This window comes from Hymenobacter amundsenii (genome assembly GCF_002204745.1).
GTDB lineage: Bacteria > Bacteroidota > Bacteroidia > Cytophagales > Hymenobacteraceae > Hymenobacter > Hymenobacter amundsenii.
On sequence record NZ_NIRR01000009.1, the window covers coordinates 47221 to 63365 of the forward strand.

The following is a 16145-nucleotide window of genomic DNA, read 5'->3' on the forward strand; positions in this document are numbered from 1 at the left end:
GAGTTGACTCTGCAAAACAACTCCTTTTTACCGGCTTGGGTTACTCCGCGAACCGCTGCGCCCGCTGCACGAACCTCGTTGTAGAACAAGTTTCGCACAGCGGGCGCAGCACTTTGCGTAGTCGTTGTTACACCCCCAGCACCTCTAGGGCCCTTTCGGCAGCTAGCTGCTCAGCCTGCTTTTTCGAGAGGCCCATGCCGGTAGCTACGGCGCTTTCGTCCAGCATCACGGTGGCCGAAAACTCCATTACGCCGCCCGGGCGGGCTTCGCCGGTGAGTTCGTAGCGCATGTTTTTGCCGTGGCGCTGGGCCCACTCAATCAGCTTACTCTTGAAGTTGGTGGTCGTCTGGGTCATGGCCTTCACATCAACGAAGGGCTTGAGCAGGCCGCCGAGCACAAACTTACGGGCCGCTTTGTAGCCGTGGTCGAGATATACGGCCCCCACCAAGGCCTCCAGGGCGTTGCCGTTCACTGAGCGCGAGCGGGCGGCGCGGCCCTGGGCGGCATCGAGCTGCACGAGCTTATCGAGCCCGATTTTGAGGGCAATGGCGTTGAGGCTTTCCCGGTTCACGATGCGGCTGCGCATCTCGGTCAGGAAGCCTTCCTGCTCGTAGGGGAACTTGCGAAACAGGTACTCGGCCACGGCCGTGCCCAGCACGGCATCGCCCAGAAATTCGAGCCGCTCGTTGCTCTGGTGGCGGGCCTGCTCGCCCTGCTGGCGCACGACCGACGAGTGCGTGAAGGCCAGCCGGTACAGGTGCACATTGTTGGGTGCCTGCCCCGTAATGGTGGTGATGGCCTGCCGAAAAGCCCGGTCACGACCAATCAAACGGCGAAAAAAACCGAACAATGGTAACGGCTGACCGGACTTGGGCATCTACTCGGAAACTTTACGGAAAATAACCGAGGTGTTGTGTCCCCCGAACCCGAAGGTGTTGCTCATGGCAATGTTCACTTCGCGTTCCTGTGCCTTATTGAAGGTGAAGTTCAGCTTGGGGTCCAGCTCAGGGTCGTCGGTGAAATGGTTGATGGTGGGCGGCACGAGGCTATGCTGCATGGCCATGATGCAGGCCACGGCCTCAATGGCGCCGGCGGCCCCCAGCAGGTGGCCGGTCATGCTTTTGGTCGAACTGATATTGAGGTCGTAGGCATGCTCGCCGAACACTTTCTGAATGGCCTTCACCTCGGCCCCGTCGCCGAGCGGGGTGCTCGTGCCGTGGGTGTTGATGTAGTCCACGTCCTCGGGCTTAATGCCGGCATCGCGCAGCGCGTTCTGCATTACCAGCACCACGCCATTGCCCTCGGGGTCGGGAGCCGTGATGTGGTAGGCATCGGCCGACATGCCGCCGCCGATCAGCTCGGCGTAGATTTTGGCCCCGCGGGCTTTGGCATGTTCGTATTCCTCCAGAATGAGGGAGGCTGCGCCTTCGCCCAGCACGAAACCGTCGCGCTCCTTATCGTAGGGGCGGGAGGCCTGCTCGGGCGCGTCGTTGCGCTCACTCATGGCCTTGAGGGCGTTGAAGCCGCCCACGCCCGACTCGGTGATGGCGGCTTCCGAGCCGCCGGTCACCATCACGTCGGCCATGTTGAGGCGGATGTAGTTGAAGGCCGAAATAATCGAATCCGACGACGAGGCACAGGCCGAAGTCGTCACGAAATTTGGGCCCCGGAATTTGTGACGGATCGAAATATTGCCCGACGCACTGTCGGCAATCATTTTCGGGATGAAGAAGGGATTGAAGCGGGGCGTGCCGTCGCCGTGGGCGAAGGCAATGCACTCAGCCTGCAACGAGGTCAGGCCGCCGATACCCGAGCCCCAGATAACACCTACCCGGTCCTTGTCGATGCCTTCATCGTTGAGGCGCGCATCCTCGATGGCCTCGTTGGCAGCAATGAGGGCGAACTGGGTGAAAATATCCATTTTGCGCCCTTCCTTGCGCTCGAAGTAGTCATCCGGATTGTAGTCCTTCACTTCGCAGGCAAAGCGGGTTTTGAACTTGGCGGCATCAAAGCGCGTGATGGGCGCGGCCCCGCTACGGCCGGCGATAAGTCCCTCCCAATAGGCAGGGGCGGTTTTGCCGACGGGGGTAATGGCACCCAGGCCGGTTACGACAACTCTCCGAAGAGACATAGGCGGGCTAGAGAAGCGAGAAAATAGGAAAGGACTGAAAAGCAAAACGGCCGGCGGCAGGCCGGCCGGTCTTTTTAGTTGTTGGGGCTTGGTTGTCAGTTGTCAGTGAAGAATGGGGCAGCCATTACGCTGTAATCACGTCACTAACAACTGACAACTAAGCACTCACAACTATTTAGCGTGCTCTTCGAGGTAGCTGATAGCCTGACCCACGGTGCCGATGTTTTCGGCCTGGTCGTCGGGGATGGATACGTTGAATTCTTTCTCGAACTCCATGATCAGCTCAACGGTATCGAGCGAGTCGGCACCCAGGTCGTTGGTGAACGACGCCTCGGGGGTTACTTCCGAAGCCTCAACACCTAGTTTGTCGATGATGATGGCTTTTACTTTCTCTGCAATTTCAGACATTTCCGTGGGGGTTTAAGGAAAACTCGGCACAAATAACACCATCTTCGCCAACATTGGCAAACTTCCATCCCCTTATCTTGCGGGTACAAGATTATGGCCCGACCCGTTTCGCGGCCCCGGCGCGAAGTGTACTTTTGCGTTTCCTCCCTCTGCCGCCGCCCATGAAAACCTTTACCCTGGATGTGGAGTACGCCTGCGATTTCGACCTGTTCGGGCTCGTTTCGTCCTCCCGGGAACACACCCTGGCCTGGGTACTCAACCGGGCCCTGCACCTGCGCCTCATCAAGCAGCCCGACCTGATTTACGACCTGCTGCAAAAAGGCCGGCTCGTGATCAGTAACTACCTCCACGCCACCGAATACCATACGCTGCGCCTGCTGCGCAACCGCAGCGCCGAGGCTTCAGCCCTGAAAAAACCGTTCCTGGCACCCGACATCAAGGAGTACGACTACCTGCTGCAAATCAACACCGGAGCCGGGTTGCTGCCAGCCAGCCAACTCATCGAGCAGCTGACCGCTCTGCCCCAGGTTCAACTCGTCAGTCAGTTCGACCCCAACGACCTCCAATTCAAAGAAAATCTGCTCTTTTGACCCCGTAAATCCGGCTTCCGGCCTCGGCGTTGCGCCGGGCCAACTCATCAGAACCGACGGACCCGGCCCCGGTTCTCCGTTTGTACAGGCCCGCCGCCGCCGGGCTGGCAGCGGTTTACTCTTTCTTTCGCTGCTCATCTATTTCTGACCTTTTTTTCGACTTCATGGACGCTACGCCTCATTTCAATAAGACCAAAATCATTGCCACCGTTGGCCCGGCCTCCAATACCTACGAAAAGCTGGGCATGCTCATGCGCGAGGGGGTTGATGTGTTTCGGCTCAACTTCTCGCACGGCTCCCACGAAGACCACCAGGCCGTTATTCACCTCGTGCGCCGCCTCAACAAGGATCTGCGCATGAATGTGGGCTTACTCCAGGACTTGCAAGGGCCCAAAATCCGCCTCGGGGAGGTGGAGGGCGGCCAGGTCGAAATTGCGGCCGGCGACAAAATAAAGCTCGTTTGCGGCGAGAAGGAAACCAGCACCGCTACCCGCCTGAGCACGATTTACCTGGGCCTGGCCCGCGACGTGAAGCCCGGCGACATGATCCTGATCGACGACGGCAAGATTGAGCTGCGCGTGCTGGCTACCGACCGCGACAAGGAAGTGGACGTGGAGGTTATTTACGGCGGCACCGTGAAGCCCCGTAAGGGCATCAACCTGCCCAACTCCGATGTGTCGGCCCCGAGCATGACCGAAAAGGACATTGAGGACCTGAAATTTGGCCTCGAAAATGACATGGACTGGATTGCCCTCTCGTTTGCCCGCCGGGCCGACGACATTCGCTTCATCAAGAACCTGATTGCCGAAAGCGGCAAGAACGTGCGGGTAATTGCCAAAATCGAAACGCCGGAGGGCCTGCGCAACCTCGACGAAATCATTGCCCTGACCGACGCCGTGATGGTGGCCCGGGGTGATTTGGGCGTCGAAGTATCGATGGAAGAAGTACCGATGGCCCAGAAGCGCATCGTCGAGAAGTGCAACAACCTGGGAGTTCCCGTTATTGTGGCCACCCAGATGATGGAGAGCATGATTACGGCCCCGCGCCCCACCCGGGCCGAAACCAGCGACGTAGCCAACGCCGTTATCGACGGGGCCGACGCCGTGATGCTGTCGGCCGAAACGGCCGTGGGCGCCTACCCGGCCGAGGTAATCCGCTCGATGGTGGGCACCATTCGAAGCGTGGAAACACAGCTGCCGAGCCTCTACCACCACTGGTTCCCCATCGACCCCAACGCGCCCTCCTTCATGGTCGACAGCATCCTATCGGCGGCCTGCCACCTGGCCAAAAACACCAACGCCCGCGCCATCACCGGCATGACGCACCGCGGCTACACGGCCTTCCAGATTGCCAAGTACCGCCCCAAAGCCGACATCTTCGTCTTCACCGATAACCGCCCGCTACTAACCGTGCTGAGCCTGATCTGGGGCGTGCGTGCCTTCTACTACGACCGCCTGGTGAGCACCGACAGCACCGTTTCGGATATCAAGTACGCCCTCACAGCCTCGGGTCATCTCCAAAAGGGCGACGTATTCATCAACACGGCCTCCATGCCCATCAATAAGAAAGGCAAGACCAACATGGTAAAAGTGAGCGTGGCCTAATTATTTGAGCTGTTAAATTGTAAAAAGGCCCACCGAAACTTAGTTCTGGTGGGCTTTTTACATTCAATTCACATGTTGCAGCCGCAGCAACACTGGCAAGCTGCCTGGCTGCTCCAGGCGCACCAGATACAAGCCGGCGGGCAGCCCGGCTACGTTCACCTCGGTCCGCATGGCACCTGCCGGCAGCCGTTGGGTCCGTATTGTTCGACCCGTGACATGGAGCAGGATGAGCCGGGCGGTGGCGGCCGTGGGGGCCGGCAGCTCCAGCGTGGCCGTGGTGGCGGTCGGGTTGGGGTAGAGCCGCACGCCGGCCGCAACGGCTTTGTCCGAGGCCGCCAGCAACAGGTCGAAGGGTTCGCGGATGCCGCAGGTGGTAGTGCCGGCGCTGCTCGTACGGCGGTAGTACACCAGCTTCGTTTGATAGTCCTGCGCTATTGTTACTACACCCAGGCCAAAATTCAGCAGTTCTTCGCGGCCGAACGCATCGATGAAGGGGTAAGTAGAGTAGGTTTCCTCATAGGTCGCCTCGCCTCTGATACGCATCCGGTACAGCGACTGGGTACGTAACGCGGCCCTGGGGCCGCAGGCGCTGGGGCTCCGGCGGCTGGCAACTACCGGGTGGCCCATCCGCGCAACGGTGGTTGCGCCAGCCCATGCTGTCCACTCGTAGGCTAGCAGCTGCGCATCCGCTGAGGGCCCCACAGCCCCGCTGAATTTCGACTGCCACTGCCCAGTGCGCAGCGAAGCGGCAAATCGGGCAGTAGCGGCTGGCTGAAACGTAGTACCCGCCGGCGAACAGCCCGGGGCCCCGGAGGTGCGCGTACGGGACTGGTAGCGCACGACGTAAATCAGGCTGTCAGGGGTTTGCTGCCGGCTGACCACGCGCTGGAGCAGGTTAGTGGCCTCGCAAATCAGCGAGCCGCCGAAAGCCAGTCTTTCGATATAGTAGCCCAACTCGTCGCCGGGCTGCAAGTCGAGTAGCAACAGCGGGTTGTAGTAGCTGAGGCCCGCCGCAGCGGGCAGCCGGGCCAGCGTCAGGCCGGCCCCTTTGGGCATCGGACCTGTTATCAGCCCGTGGCTTTTGCTCACCTCGTAGGTTTCTGCTCCCACGCGCAGTGTAACCACCGAGTCGGGCTGCCCCTCCAACACGCGCATTGTCCGGCTGAGAGCGGTGACGATAGGGCCGTAACTGCCGGTGAAGGTGGTGCCGGCTTTCAGGAAGACGGGCAACGGCACGCTCCGGGCTGGGGCACCGGCTTCGGCCGCCCACTCCAGCCAATATACTTTCGCGGCCGCCTCGTAGCGCAGCCGCGCGCCAAACTGGTTGTTGGGCGACTTACGCCACCGCTCTTCCGTTCCCAGCTTAGCTGCGGGCCGCATGATGCGGTTGAAGAAGTACACCGAATCAGTCCCGCGCACCCCGGCCGAGTCGAGGCGGAACGTCAGCACGGTGTCGGTGGCCACAGCGTTTCGGCTGAGCGTGAAGGCGTGCACGTCGCCGTTGGGCCGGAAGGGTCGCCAGTTTTGGCCGGCCGCGGAAAACGCGCCCGTCAGGAGTAAGGCCAGCGGTAGCAGGTAGCGGTATAGCATGGGAGACGACAAAGAAGTATAGCAACCTGTAAATCAGCAGTCAATATACCGCTGGTACTGCACTAATGCTAGAGTCATACATAGTAGTGGCCCCAACTACAACGAAGCAAGGCCCGACGCTTACGCATCGGGCCTCACCTTATAAGAGAGCAGAAAGCCGGTTGGTGCTTAAGCAGCCAGCGACTTTACGAACTTGGCCAGCTTCGACTTGTTGTTGGCGGCTTTGTTCTTGTGAATGATGTTCTTTTTGGCCAGACGGTCCAGCATCGACGATACTTTCTGGAGCAGCTCCTGGGCAGCCGAAGCATCGGTCGAAGCACGGAGCTTCTTGATGGCGGTGCGGGTGGATTTTGCCTGGTAACGGTTCAGGACGCGCTTAGCTTCGTTGGAACGGATGCGCTTGAGGGCCGATTTATGGTTTGCCATGAGAGTTGGTTATGGTCTTCTGCTCGAAGTTAATTCAATTGGGGAGTGCAAAGGTAAAGCTTTGATCGGAATTAGCAAACGAGAAGTGAGAAGCGGCCTGGAAGAATGAGGAACATCATTCTTTGCTTTGCGCTGAATGACGTTCTTTCCCGCTTCTTGGGGGTCTTTGCGCTCAATTCATTCGGCATGCCTAACTTTTTCGTTGTAATTTGATCATTTGAAGGCCTTTCGCTCTATCTGCCCTGGGTTGCCGCCCGGCTTTCGGGCCTGCTCTTCTCTGCCCCTGCCGCCATGCCCCTCGTTGCCGACTCCGCGTACCAGCCGCCTTTTTACCTGTTCAATGGCCATTTGCAAACCATTGTGCCCAGTTTGTGGCGCACAGTGCCCGAGGTGAACTACCAGCGCGAGCGGGTCGAAACGGAAGATGGGGACTTTCTGGACCTCGACTGGTCGGTGCCGCCCGGGGGGGCGCCCACCGACACGCTGGGCATCGTGTCGCATGGGCTGGAGGGCGACGCCGGGCGGCCCTACGTGCGCGGGATGGTGCGGGCCCTCAACCGGGCTGGCATCGATGCACTGGCCTGGAACTACCGCAGCTGCAGCGGCGAAATGAACCGCCTGCTCCGCTCCTACCACCTCGGCGACACCGACGACCTCGATTTTGTGGTCCGCTATGCCCTGGGCACGGCGCGCTACAAGCACGTGTTCCTGACGGGCTTCTCGGCCGGCGGCAACGTCACGCTCAAGTACTTGGGCGAAAACCCCACCCGCGTGCCCCGCGAAGTGCAGCGGGCTGCCGTGTTTTCAGTGCCCACCGACCTCAAGGCCAGCTCCTATCATATCGACCGCCTCGAAAACCGCATTTATCTCAACCGCTTCATGAAAACACTGCGGGAGAAAATGCGCCAGAAAGCCGCCCTGCTACCCGGCCAGGTCGACCTCACCAACCTCGATGAGTTGCACGGCTTCCCGGAGTTCGACGACCGGTTTACGGCCCCCATGCACGGTTTCAAATCGGCGGAGGAATACTATGCCCACGCCAGTTCCGGCCGTTACCTAAGCGGCATCCGAGTGCCTACGCTGCTGGTAAACGCCCAGAACGACCCGTTTCTGCCGCCCACCTGCTTCCCCCGCGAACTAGCCGCCGCCAGCCCCCATCTGTTCCTCGAAACCCCCGCCGATGGTGGCCACGTGGGCTTCGCCGAAGGTGCCCCCGATGGCGAATACTACTCCGAACGGCGGGCGGTGGAGTTTCTGACGAGCGAGGTGCCGGGGTAGTTGGGTGCGTGCGTCCGCACTAGCTGTTCGACCTACTGGCGTAAGAAGCCTTAACTCCCGCTCTGCGTGTAATGGAGAAACTACGTCCTAGCGGGATGCTTACCACCCGCCATAGATACACGCCCGCGTTCAACTTCATATGCGGGCCAGGTGGCGGCCGGTACCAGCAATCCGATATGGCTCCGCTGCCAATCCTTTTTAGGTTGTTGGTTTGCGCATCAATTCGAACACCCCTCCCGGCCCAACCTGCCTTCGGGCGCTGTCCGTTTTTATTGAACTACCCCCAATTTTAGTCCCGCCAGATCAAGCTACCGCACGTTCAGCACCCGGCGCAGGTCGGGCAGGTCGTAGTGAAGGAGCACGCCGGGCAGCAGCCAGGAATAGGTCTCCTTGGTGGTAGGGTTTTCCAGGATGTGGAGGTAAGATGGCGGGGCCTCGCGCAGTACTACCTCCGTAATGCGCGGGTACAGCAGGGCCGCGTGCAGGGCCACGGGGCCAGCCACGCCGGTAGCCAGGGCCCGCACCGGCGCGGCGGCCAGGTGGGGCTGGGTGGTGAGCCAGTCGAGCAGGATCTGTACGTCCGTGACGCGCTGGCTGAGCAGGGGGCGGCCCAGGTGCAGGGCCAGCTGGGCCACGCGGTACTCGCGGTTGTAGTATTTAGGGTCGTTGAAGGCGGCCGGGTCGGCGGTTTCGCCCAGGCCACGCAGGTCGACCAGCAGCACGGCGATGCCGGCGGCGCGGTACTGGGCCAAGGCGGCGGTGCTGTCGGCGAGGGTGGCCTTGCCCTCGGCGGCAGCCACAGGGCCACCTGCCGCACCGGGCCGGCGGGCAGCAGCAGCGCGGGCAGCGGCGGCTCCTGGGCACGGCGCAGAATCAGGCGGTGCAGCCAGAGCCCACCCGCCTGCTGCACCGAGTCGCGCCACTCGGCTACCACCAGACCGGTAGGCGCCGGCAGCTGCAGCTGCCGGGCCACCAGCAGCCGGAGTGCGCGGCCGTCAGGGCGGGGCGTTTGGCAGCCAGCTGGCGGGCTTTGGCGAGGTAGGCAGCAGCCAGGGTTTCTTCCCGGGGAAGGCGGTATTCACTTGGCCGGTAGTCGTTACGCGCAGCTCCGTTTCGGTGGCTATGGGCAGCGCGGCCGGCTTCCGGACCGGCGTGGAATCCCCGACCAAATAGCGGCGGAACCAGGTAACGGCCGCCTCGCGTTTGGGGCGCGAGATGCCGTGGCCGTCGTCGTAGGTGAACAGGCGCACGTGGTCGGGGGCGCCGAGCAGGGTATAGGCCTGGCGCAGCTCGGCGTAGGTGGTTTCCATGCTGGGGTAGTCCACGAAATCGTAGCGGCCGGTGAGCAGCAGCAGGGGTTTGGGGCCGAAGGGCAGCGGGTAATCGGAGAGGTCGAGGCCAGCGGCCCCGGCCCCGGCGCCAGGCAGCAGCACGCAGCCGTCGGCGGGGCCGGTGAGCTCCAGGTTCCGTTCGCCGGCAGCTACGTAGCTGCACAGGGCCGCTACCTTCACCCGGTCGTCGTGGGCCAGGAAGTAGGTGGCCCGAGTGGCTCCGCCGGAGTTGCCCAGGCAGCCCACCCGGGCCGCGTCCACTTCGGGGCGGCTGAGCAGGTAGTCGAGGCCACGCACGTTGTCCCAGAGCTCGGCCCCCGGCCCCGAGCGGCCCACCAAGCTGGCGGCGGCGTTGAGCAGGGTGTACTCGGTGGTGCCGCCCCGGGCCCGGGGCTGGCCGGCCGCATTGGTGAGCTGCATTCGCTCGCCCTGGGAAATGGGGCGATGACGAACACCACGAAGCCAGAGAGCAACGCCGTCTGCTGGTACGATTCGGTGGCTTTCGACTCGGGCTCGTGGCCGCAGAACAGCAGCACGGCCGGTCGCCGGCCCCGCCCCGCCGGCACGTACAGGTTGGCCGTTACGTGGTGGTTGGGCATACTCTCGTACACCACCCGCTCCACCCGAAACCCCGGCCGCGCCAGGGTGCCCGTCACGCGGAGCCGCAGGGGCGTGCGCGTCGGAAGCGGCCCCAGCACCCGCCCAAACCGCACCCGCACGCTGCTTGCCGTAGTCGTAGCCTTTCTTGAGCTGCTCGGCCAGGCCGTCCCAGTCGGAGTAGTCCCAGATGCCGTAGGTGTTCACGCCCTCCATCTCCAGCATGTAGCGCTTGTCGTTCTGGCCCAGGGCATCGGCAATGTTGCGGCCGTTGTAGCGCCCGCCCACGAAGCTGAGGCAGTCCACGGCGTCATTCCGCACCAGCACGTCGCTCAGCTCCCCGCCCGAGCCGCTGACCAGCGTCACGGGCAGGCCGCAGCGGCGGGCAATGGCGAAGGTCAGGCTCAGGGAAATGAAGCCGCCATCGGTGGGCGTCTTGGCAATTACGGCGTTGCCGCACAGCGCCTGCACCATCACCGCGTGCAGCAGCACCGACATAGGGTAGTTCCAGGAGGCAATGTTGCTGACGAGGCCCAGCGGGGTGCGCTTGCCGAGCATGCCCTCGATATTATCCACGTACCACTGCACGCCGTCAAGGGCGCGGTCGATGTCGGTGAAGCCCAGCTTGTAGGTTTTACCGATTTCCCACATCAGCAGCTTGCCCACCAGCTCCACGTGGGGCTGCAGCTGAGTCAGACAGTCCTGCACCCGGCGCTTGCGCTCATCCAGGTCCACGTTGGCCCAGGCGGCGGCCTCCTTTTTGGCGGCTTTCACGGCCCGCAGTGCCGTGGCCTCATCGAGCATCGGCAGGCTGCCGATCGAGCTGCCATCAATGGGCGAAACGAAGTCGCGGGGCGTGCCCGATTCCTGCCAGCGGCCTTCCATGAGGTTCAGGAAGCCCTGGCCATCGGCCGTGAAAATTTCGGGCGCGGCGGCTTTGAGTTGAGCCAGCAGGTGGCTGAATTAGACTTGGGAAGAAACGATTTTGGCCATGAGGGGAGCAGAGGTTGGATGGCGAAAGGAAGCACCCGAAACCGCAGCTCCGGGCCAATAAGGTACGCGGTTACGACCAGCCTGCGCCGGCCGGCTTATGCCTGCCGGGCGATAGGCACTCTGTTCAGCTTACGCCCTCCCCGCCCCTGCGCTGGTTTGCGCGCTGGCACTGGTAATTCACCTCGCCCGTGAGCCGGCGGCGGTAGTGCACGGGACAGTTGCGGCCCAACCCTACCCGACCATTGGGGCGTCGTCGAGGCGGATTTTTTCCATGCGGGGGGCGAAAAGCTGCATCAGGGCCCAGGCCAGCAGGTAAGCACCGCCGCAAATCCAGAACATGATGTAGTAGGCGTGGTCGAGCTGGCCGATGCTTTCGTAGTACACGAACATGCGCTTTTGCACCAGGGCCGAGAGCAGGATGCCGCCCAGGCCGCCGGCCATGCCGCCGATGCCCGTCACGGAGGCCACGGCGCGGTTCGGGAACATGTCCGACACGGTGGTGAAGATATTGGCGCTCCAGGCCTGGTGGGCGGCGGCGGCAATGCCAATCACGAGCACGGCCAGCCACATGTTGATCTGGCCGAGCTGCTGGGCAAACACAATCGGGAACACGCAGAAAGCAATGAGCAGCATGCTGATTTTGCGGGCCCGGAAGGGCTGCATGCCGTTTTTGATGAGGCGGAGCGGAATCCAGCCCCCGCCAACGCTGCCGATGCTCGACAGGATGTAGACCACGGCTACGGGCAGCGACACCTGGGTGCCCGTGAGGCCGTACTGCTTGTTGAGGAAGTCGGGCAACCAGAACAGGTAGAACCACCAGATGGGGTCGGTGAGGAACTTGCCGAAGATGAAGGCGTAAGTCTGGCGGTAAGTCAGCAGCTTAAACCACGATACTTTGGGCTGCACTTCGAGGCCGGCCGTGGCTGGGTCTTCATCTTGAGTGATGTAGTCGAACTCCGATTTGGTGAGCCGGGCGTGGCGGGCGGGCACTTCGTACACCACCATCCAGAGGGCCAGCCACACGAACCCCAGCGCCCCGGTAATCACAAAGGCCCACTTCCAGCCGATGGATTCGGCAATAAACGGCACGGTGAGCGGGGCGATAATGGCCCCCACGTTGGAGCCCGAGTTGAAGATGCCGGTGGCCAGGGCCCGCTCCTTCTGCGGAAACCACTCGGCGGTAGTTTTAATGGCGGCCGGAAAGTTGCCGGCCTCCGTGATGCCCAACGCGGCCCGCGCCACCGAAAAACCCATTGTGCTGCTCACAAACGCGTGCCCAATAGCAGCTAGGCTCCACAGAAACGTCGACAGCGCGTAGCCGATTTTGGTGCCCAGCTTATCGATGAGCCGGCCCGCCCCCAGCATGCCCACCGAATACGCCACTTTAAAGGCAATTTCGATGTCGGCGTAGTCGCCGGCGTTCCAATTGAAGACCGTTTCGAGGTAGGGCTTGAGCAGCGAAATAACGGCCCGGTCGAGGTAGTTGACGGTGGTGGCGAAAAACACCAGCGAGCAAATCGTCCAGCGGTAGCGGCCCATGGTGGTGGCCGCCGACCCAGGTGGCGATATAGCGGAAGCAGTCTGTGACATCAGCAGCGGGAATTCGGGGTGGGAAATACGGGGACGGAGTAGCCGTGAGACAGTGGGCTAGCTGGGTTGGGGCGGCACGAACGTGAGCAGCTCGGCGGTGAGCTGGCGCAGATGGGCGGGGTCGTCTTTTTTGAAGAGCTGGGAGCCCAGGCCCACTACGTTCACACCCGCCCCGAACCACTCGGCCAGGCTGGCCTGGGTGGGTTCCACGCCGCCCGTCACCATCAGGGGCACGGTGGGCATGGGGCCGCGCAGGCTCCGGATGAAGCCCGGCCCCAACACGTTGCCGGGGAATATTTTCACGATAGCCGCGCCCAGCTGGGTGGCCTCGTACACCTCGCGCACCGTCATGCAGCCCGGCAGCCAGGGCGCGCCGTGACGGCGGCAGACCTCGGCCACTTCGGCCGTCAGGCAGGGCTGCACCACGAAGTCGGCGCCGGCAGCCAGGAACCGCTCGGCATCGGCAGCCGTGTAAATGGTGCCGATGCCCAGCAGCATCTCGGGGCAATTCGCGCGCACAAACGTCACCAGCTCCTCAAACACACCGAAGGCCTGGGCCCCGCGGTTGGTAAACTCGAACACGCGCAGTCCACCCTCGTAGCAAGCCTGCACCACGCGCTGGGCGTAAGCCGCCTCGGCGTGGTAGAACACGGGCACCACGGGGTAGCGTAGCACGATTTCGAGAATATGGTCAGCGGAGAAACGAGGCATTTTTTTAAGCTATTAGCTGACAGCTGCTAGCTGTTAGCTTTTTGTGGGGTAGTGCGGCTGATGAGCAACGCTGGGGCTTTCAGCGCGAAAGATCTATTAGCTAACAGCTCAAAAAATCAGCGTAGCAGCCGGCCGAAGGTATTGCCGGCCAGGATGTGGTCGACTTCGGCGGCACTTACTAAGTTGATGTCGCCGGCAATGGTGTGCTTAAGGGCCGAGGCGGCCGTGGCGAAGCCCAAGGCATCGGGCAGTGGCCGGCCGCTGAGCTGGGCGTAGATGAAGCCCGACAGGAAGGAGTCGCCCCCGCCGATGCGGTCCACCACGGGGTTGATGTCGAAGAAGTCCGTCTCATGGTAGCGGCCCTCGGCGTAGGCGATGCCCTTGATGCGCTCGTGGGAAGCGCTCTGCGTCTGGCGGCGGGTGGCAATGACCTGCTTGATGGTGGGGAAGCGCTGCATCAGCTGCTCACTCATCGATACGAAGCTGTTTTCCGCCCCTTCCTCCGGCCGGATGCCGAACAGGTCCTCGGCGTCGCCCTCGGTGCACACCACCAGGTCGCAGCCGGCCACTAGCGCGGGCATCACGTCCTGGGCGCGCTGGCCGTACTGCCACAGGTTGCGGCGGTAGTTGACGTCGGCCGAAACGGTGAGGCCCAGGCGGCGGGCGGCGGCAATGGCCTGGCGGGCGGCTTCGGCCGCCGAAGCCGAAACGGCGGGCGTAATACCGGTCCAGTGCAGCCATTGGGCATTTTGCAGAATCTGGTCCCAGGCAAACCACTCGGGCTGCAAATGGGCAAAGGCCGACTCGTAGCGGTCGTACACGATGCGGCTGGCGCGCAGGGCCGCCCCCACTTCCAGAAAATACAGCCCCAGCCGCTGGCCCCGGAACACGCAATGGCTCATATCAACGCCGTGGCTCCGGAAGTGCTGGACTGCGGCCTCGCCCACAGCATTATCGGGAAAGCAGCCTACGTGCGCCGCGGGTAGGCCCAGGTGGACCAGCGCCGCCGCGACGTTAGCCTCGCCCCCGCCGTAGGTAACGTCCAGCGAGCCGGCCTGCGAGAGGCGCTGGTGCAGCGGCGGCGAAAGGCGCAGCATGATTTCACCAAACGTGACAACTTGTTTCATAGCGGGGCAGGATTCGGGGGTGACGGAACGGGGAGCGGGGGCCGGGAAGGTTGAGCTTCCCTCCTATTCGGGCGGCAGCGTTGGCGTTGCGGTTGCCTTACATGGCCGCCGCTGCTTGGGGCGCGGCCACCTTCTCGAAGCCGAAGTAGGCCTCGGCGTTGTAGTAGCAGATGTTCTGAACGATGCTGCCCAGCAGGTCCAGGTCGGCGGGCAGCTCGCCGTTTTCCACGTCGGTGCCAAAAAGGTTGCAGAGCACGCGGCGGAAATACTCGTGGCGCGGGAACGAGAGGAAGCTGCGCGAATCGGTGAGCATGCCCACAAAGCGGCTCAGCAGGCCCATGTTGCTCAGGGCGTTGAGCTGCTTTTCCATGCCGTCCTTCTGGTCGAGAAACCACCAGCCGGAACCGAACTGCACCTTGCCCGCCACCGAGCCGTCGTTGAAGTTGCCCACCATGGTGGCCATGAGCTCGTTATCGGCGGGGTTGAGGTTGTAGAGGATGGTTTTGGTTAGCTTGTCCTGCTCGTCGAGGCGGTTGAGGAAGCGCGACAATGCCTGGCCCTGCGAAAAGTCGCCGATGGAATCCCAGCCCGTATCGGGGCCGAGCTGGCGCAGCATGCGGGCGTTGTTGTTGCGCAGCGCCCCGAGGTGGTACTGCTGGGTCCAACCCTTTTCCCAGTCCATTTCAGCCAGCAGCACCAGCAGCGCCGACTTAAGCGTCACCACTTCCTCGCTCGTCAGTTCCTGCCCGCCGCGCACCTGGGCAAACAACTCCTGCACCTGAGCCGGGGTGTAGTCGGCGGCATAAATCTGCTCCAGGCCGTGGTCGGAAAGGCGGCAGCCGAGGGCCGCGAAGTAATCGTGGCGGGTGCGCAGGGCCGTTTCCAGGTCGGCGTAGGTGCGGATGTCCACGGCGGCCGCGGTGCCGAGCTTATCGAGGTAGGCGTTGTAAGTGGCGGCGTCTTCCACGGCCATCGCCTTATCGGGCCGGAAGGTGGGTAGCACCTGCACCTCGCAGCCGCTGGCGGCCAGGGCGCGGTGGTACTCCAACGAGTCGGTGGGGTCGTCGGTGGTGCAGAGCGTTTTCACCTGCATCCTGCGCAGCAGGCTTTGCACCGAATACTCGGGCGTTTGCAGCAACGCATTGCACTGCTCGTAGATGCGGCGGGCACTTTCGGCGTTCAGCAGCTCGGTGATGCCGAAGTAGCGCTGCAACTCCAGGTGGGTCCAGTGGTAGAGCGGGTTGCGCACGGTCTGGGGCACGGTTTCGGCCCACTTCTCGAACTTCTCCCAGTCGGAGGCATCGCCGGTGATGTAGCGTTCGGGCACGCCGTTGGTGCGCATGGCGCGCCACTTGTAATGGTCGCCGTTGAGCCAGACCTGGGTGATGGTCTCAAACTGCCGGTTCTCGGCAATCTGGTCGGGCAGCAGGTGGTTGTGGTAGTCGATGAGGGGCATGGGCGCCGCGTACTCGTGGTAGAGCGTGCGGGCCGTGGCCGTCTGGAGCAGGAAATCCTCGTTGAGAAAGGGCTTCATAATCAGCAGCGGGTAAAAATGGGTGGGCTCCCCGGGGGAAGATGGTAAGCAAGCGGTGACCACAACTGACCGTAAGTAGGGGCTTTCAACGCTAAAATCCCGGTTTTTTCACGCAAACGTTCCCGGTAAACGGGGCTGGTGCGGATGGTGGGTGGCGGCCTGAGCCGATGAAAGAACGGCTCAGGCCGGGCAGGCTGCGCAGCAAGCCGAGCCGGAGCGAAGTGGAAGCACGCGG

The 16145-nt window shown here is 62.6% G+C and carries 14 protein-coding genes; 3 read left to right on the forward strand and 11 right to left on the reverse strand.

Features of this window, described 5'->3' with window-relative positions:
• Window positions 1–127: 127 nt before the first annotated feature.
• The 3 genes from rnc to CDA63_RS07710 form a co-directional block, all read right to left on the reverse strand.
• Window positions 128–829: a ribonuclease III gene (rnc, locus tag CDA63_RS07700; protein ID WP_242434600.1), complete on the reverse strand. Its 702-nt coding sequence runs from the start codon at window positions 827–829 to the stop codon at window positions 128–130.
• Window positions 830–877: 48 nt separating this feature from the next.
• On the reverse strand, window positions 878–2131 hold the full coding sequence (gene fabF / locus CDA63_RS07705; protein ID WP_088463873.1) for a beta-ketoacyl-ACP synthase II: 1254 nt from the start codon (window positions 2129–2131) through the stop codon (window positions 878–880).
• Between the two features lie 171 nt (window positions 2132–2302).
• Window positions 2303–2539 (reverse strand): acyl carrier protein, encoded by a 237-nt coding sequence (locus tag CDA63_RS07710; protein ID WP_019948606.1) that lies wholly within the window; start codon window positions 2537–2539, stop codon window positions 2303–2305.
• A 161-nt stretch (window positions 2540–2700) separates the two neighbouring features.
• On the opposite strand from CDA63_RS07710, the gene CDA63_RS07715 reads away from it, so the two are divergent.
• Together CDA63_RS07715 and pyk are read left to right on the forward strand one after the other, a co-directional pair.
• Window positions 2701–3129, forward strand: a complete 429-nt coding sequence (locus CDA63_RS07715) for an IPExxxVDY family protein (protein WP_088463874.1) — start codon at window positions 2701–2703, stop codon at window positions 3127–3129.
• A gap of 164 nt (window positions 3130–3293) precedes the next feature.
• Entirely contained in the window at window positions 3294–4733 is a 1440-nt protein-coding gene (gene pyk, locus CDA63_RS07720; protein WP_088463875.1) for a pyruvate kinase, read from the forward strand.
• A gap of 63 nt (window positions 4734–4796) precedes the next feature.
• Here the strand turns inward: pyk and CDA63_RS07725 are convergent, their stop codons facing one another.
• Window positions 4797–6323, reverse strand: coding sequence for a T9SS type A sorting domain-containing protein (locus CDA63_RS07725; RefSeq protein ID WP_088463876.1), 1527 nt, complete (start codon window positions 6321–6323; stop codon window positions 4797–4799).
• 168 nt (window positions 6324–6491) lie between these two features.
• Window positions 6492–6749, reverse strand: a complete 258-nt coding sequence (rpsT, locus tag CDA63_RS07730; RefSeq protein ID WP_088463877.1) for a 30S ribosomal protein S20 — start codon at window positions 6747–6749, stop codon at window positions 6492–6494.
• A gap of 291 nt (window positions 6750–7040) precedes the next feature.
• Between rpsT and CDA63_RS07735 the strand changes: the two genes are divergently transcribed.
• Entirely contained in the window at window positions 7041–8027 is a 987-nt protein-coding gene (locus tag CDA63_RS07735) for a YheT family hydrolase (protein WP_088463878.1), read from the forward strand.
• A gap of 308 nt (window positions 8028–8335) precedes the next feature.
• Here CDA63_RS07735 and CDA63_RS07740 read toward each other — a convergent pair whose 3' ends face one another.
• From CDA63_RS07740 to uxaC, 6 genes are all read right to left on the reverse strand, one after another.
• Entirely contained in the window at window positions 8336–8827 is a 492-nt protein-coding gene (locus tag CDA63_RS07740; RefSeq protein WP_088463879.1) for a hypothetical protein, read from the reverse strand.
• Between the two features lie 195 nt (window positions 8828–9022).
• Window positions 9023–10840 (reverse strand): aldehyde dehydrogenase family protein, encoded by a 1818-nt coding sequence (locus CDA63_RS21070; RefSeq protein ID WP_199797512.1) that lies wholly within the window; start codon window positions 10838–10840, stop codon window positions 9023–9025.
• Window positions 10841–11179: 339 nt separating this feature from the next.
• Window positions 11180–12538 carry an MFS transporter gene (locus tag CDA63_RS07750; RefSeq protein ID WP_088463880.1) on the reverse strand — a complete coding sequence of 453 codons (1359 nt, stop codon included), beginning with the start codon at window positions 12536–12538 and terminating at the stop codon, window positions 11180–11182.
• 57 nt (window positions 12539–12595) lie between these two features.
• The gene (locus CDA63_RS07755) at window positions 12596–13249 is read right to left on the reverse strand and encodes a beta/alpha barrel domain-containing protein (protein ID WP_088463881.1); all 654 of its coding nucleotides are present in this window, start codon (window positions 13247–13249) and stop codon (window positions 12596–12598) included.
• A gap of 116 nt (window positions 13250–13365) precedes the next feature.
• On the reverse strand, window positions 13366–14376 hold the full coding sequence (locus CDA63_RS07760) for a sugar kinase (protein WP_088463882.1): 1011 nt from the start codon (window positions 14374–14376) through the stop codon (window positions 13366–13368).
• Window positions 14377–14473: 97 nt separating this feature from the next.
• Window positions 14474–15910, reverse strand: a complete 1437-nt coding sequence (gene uxaC, locus CDA63_RS07765) for a glucuronate isomerase (protein WP_088463883.1) — start codon at window positions 15908–15910, stop codon at window positions 14474–14476.
• Window positions 15911–16145 lie beyond the last annotated feature (235 nt).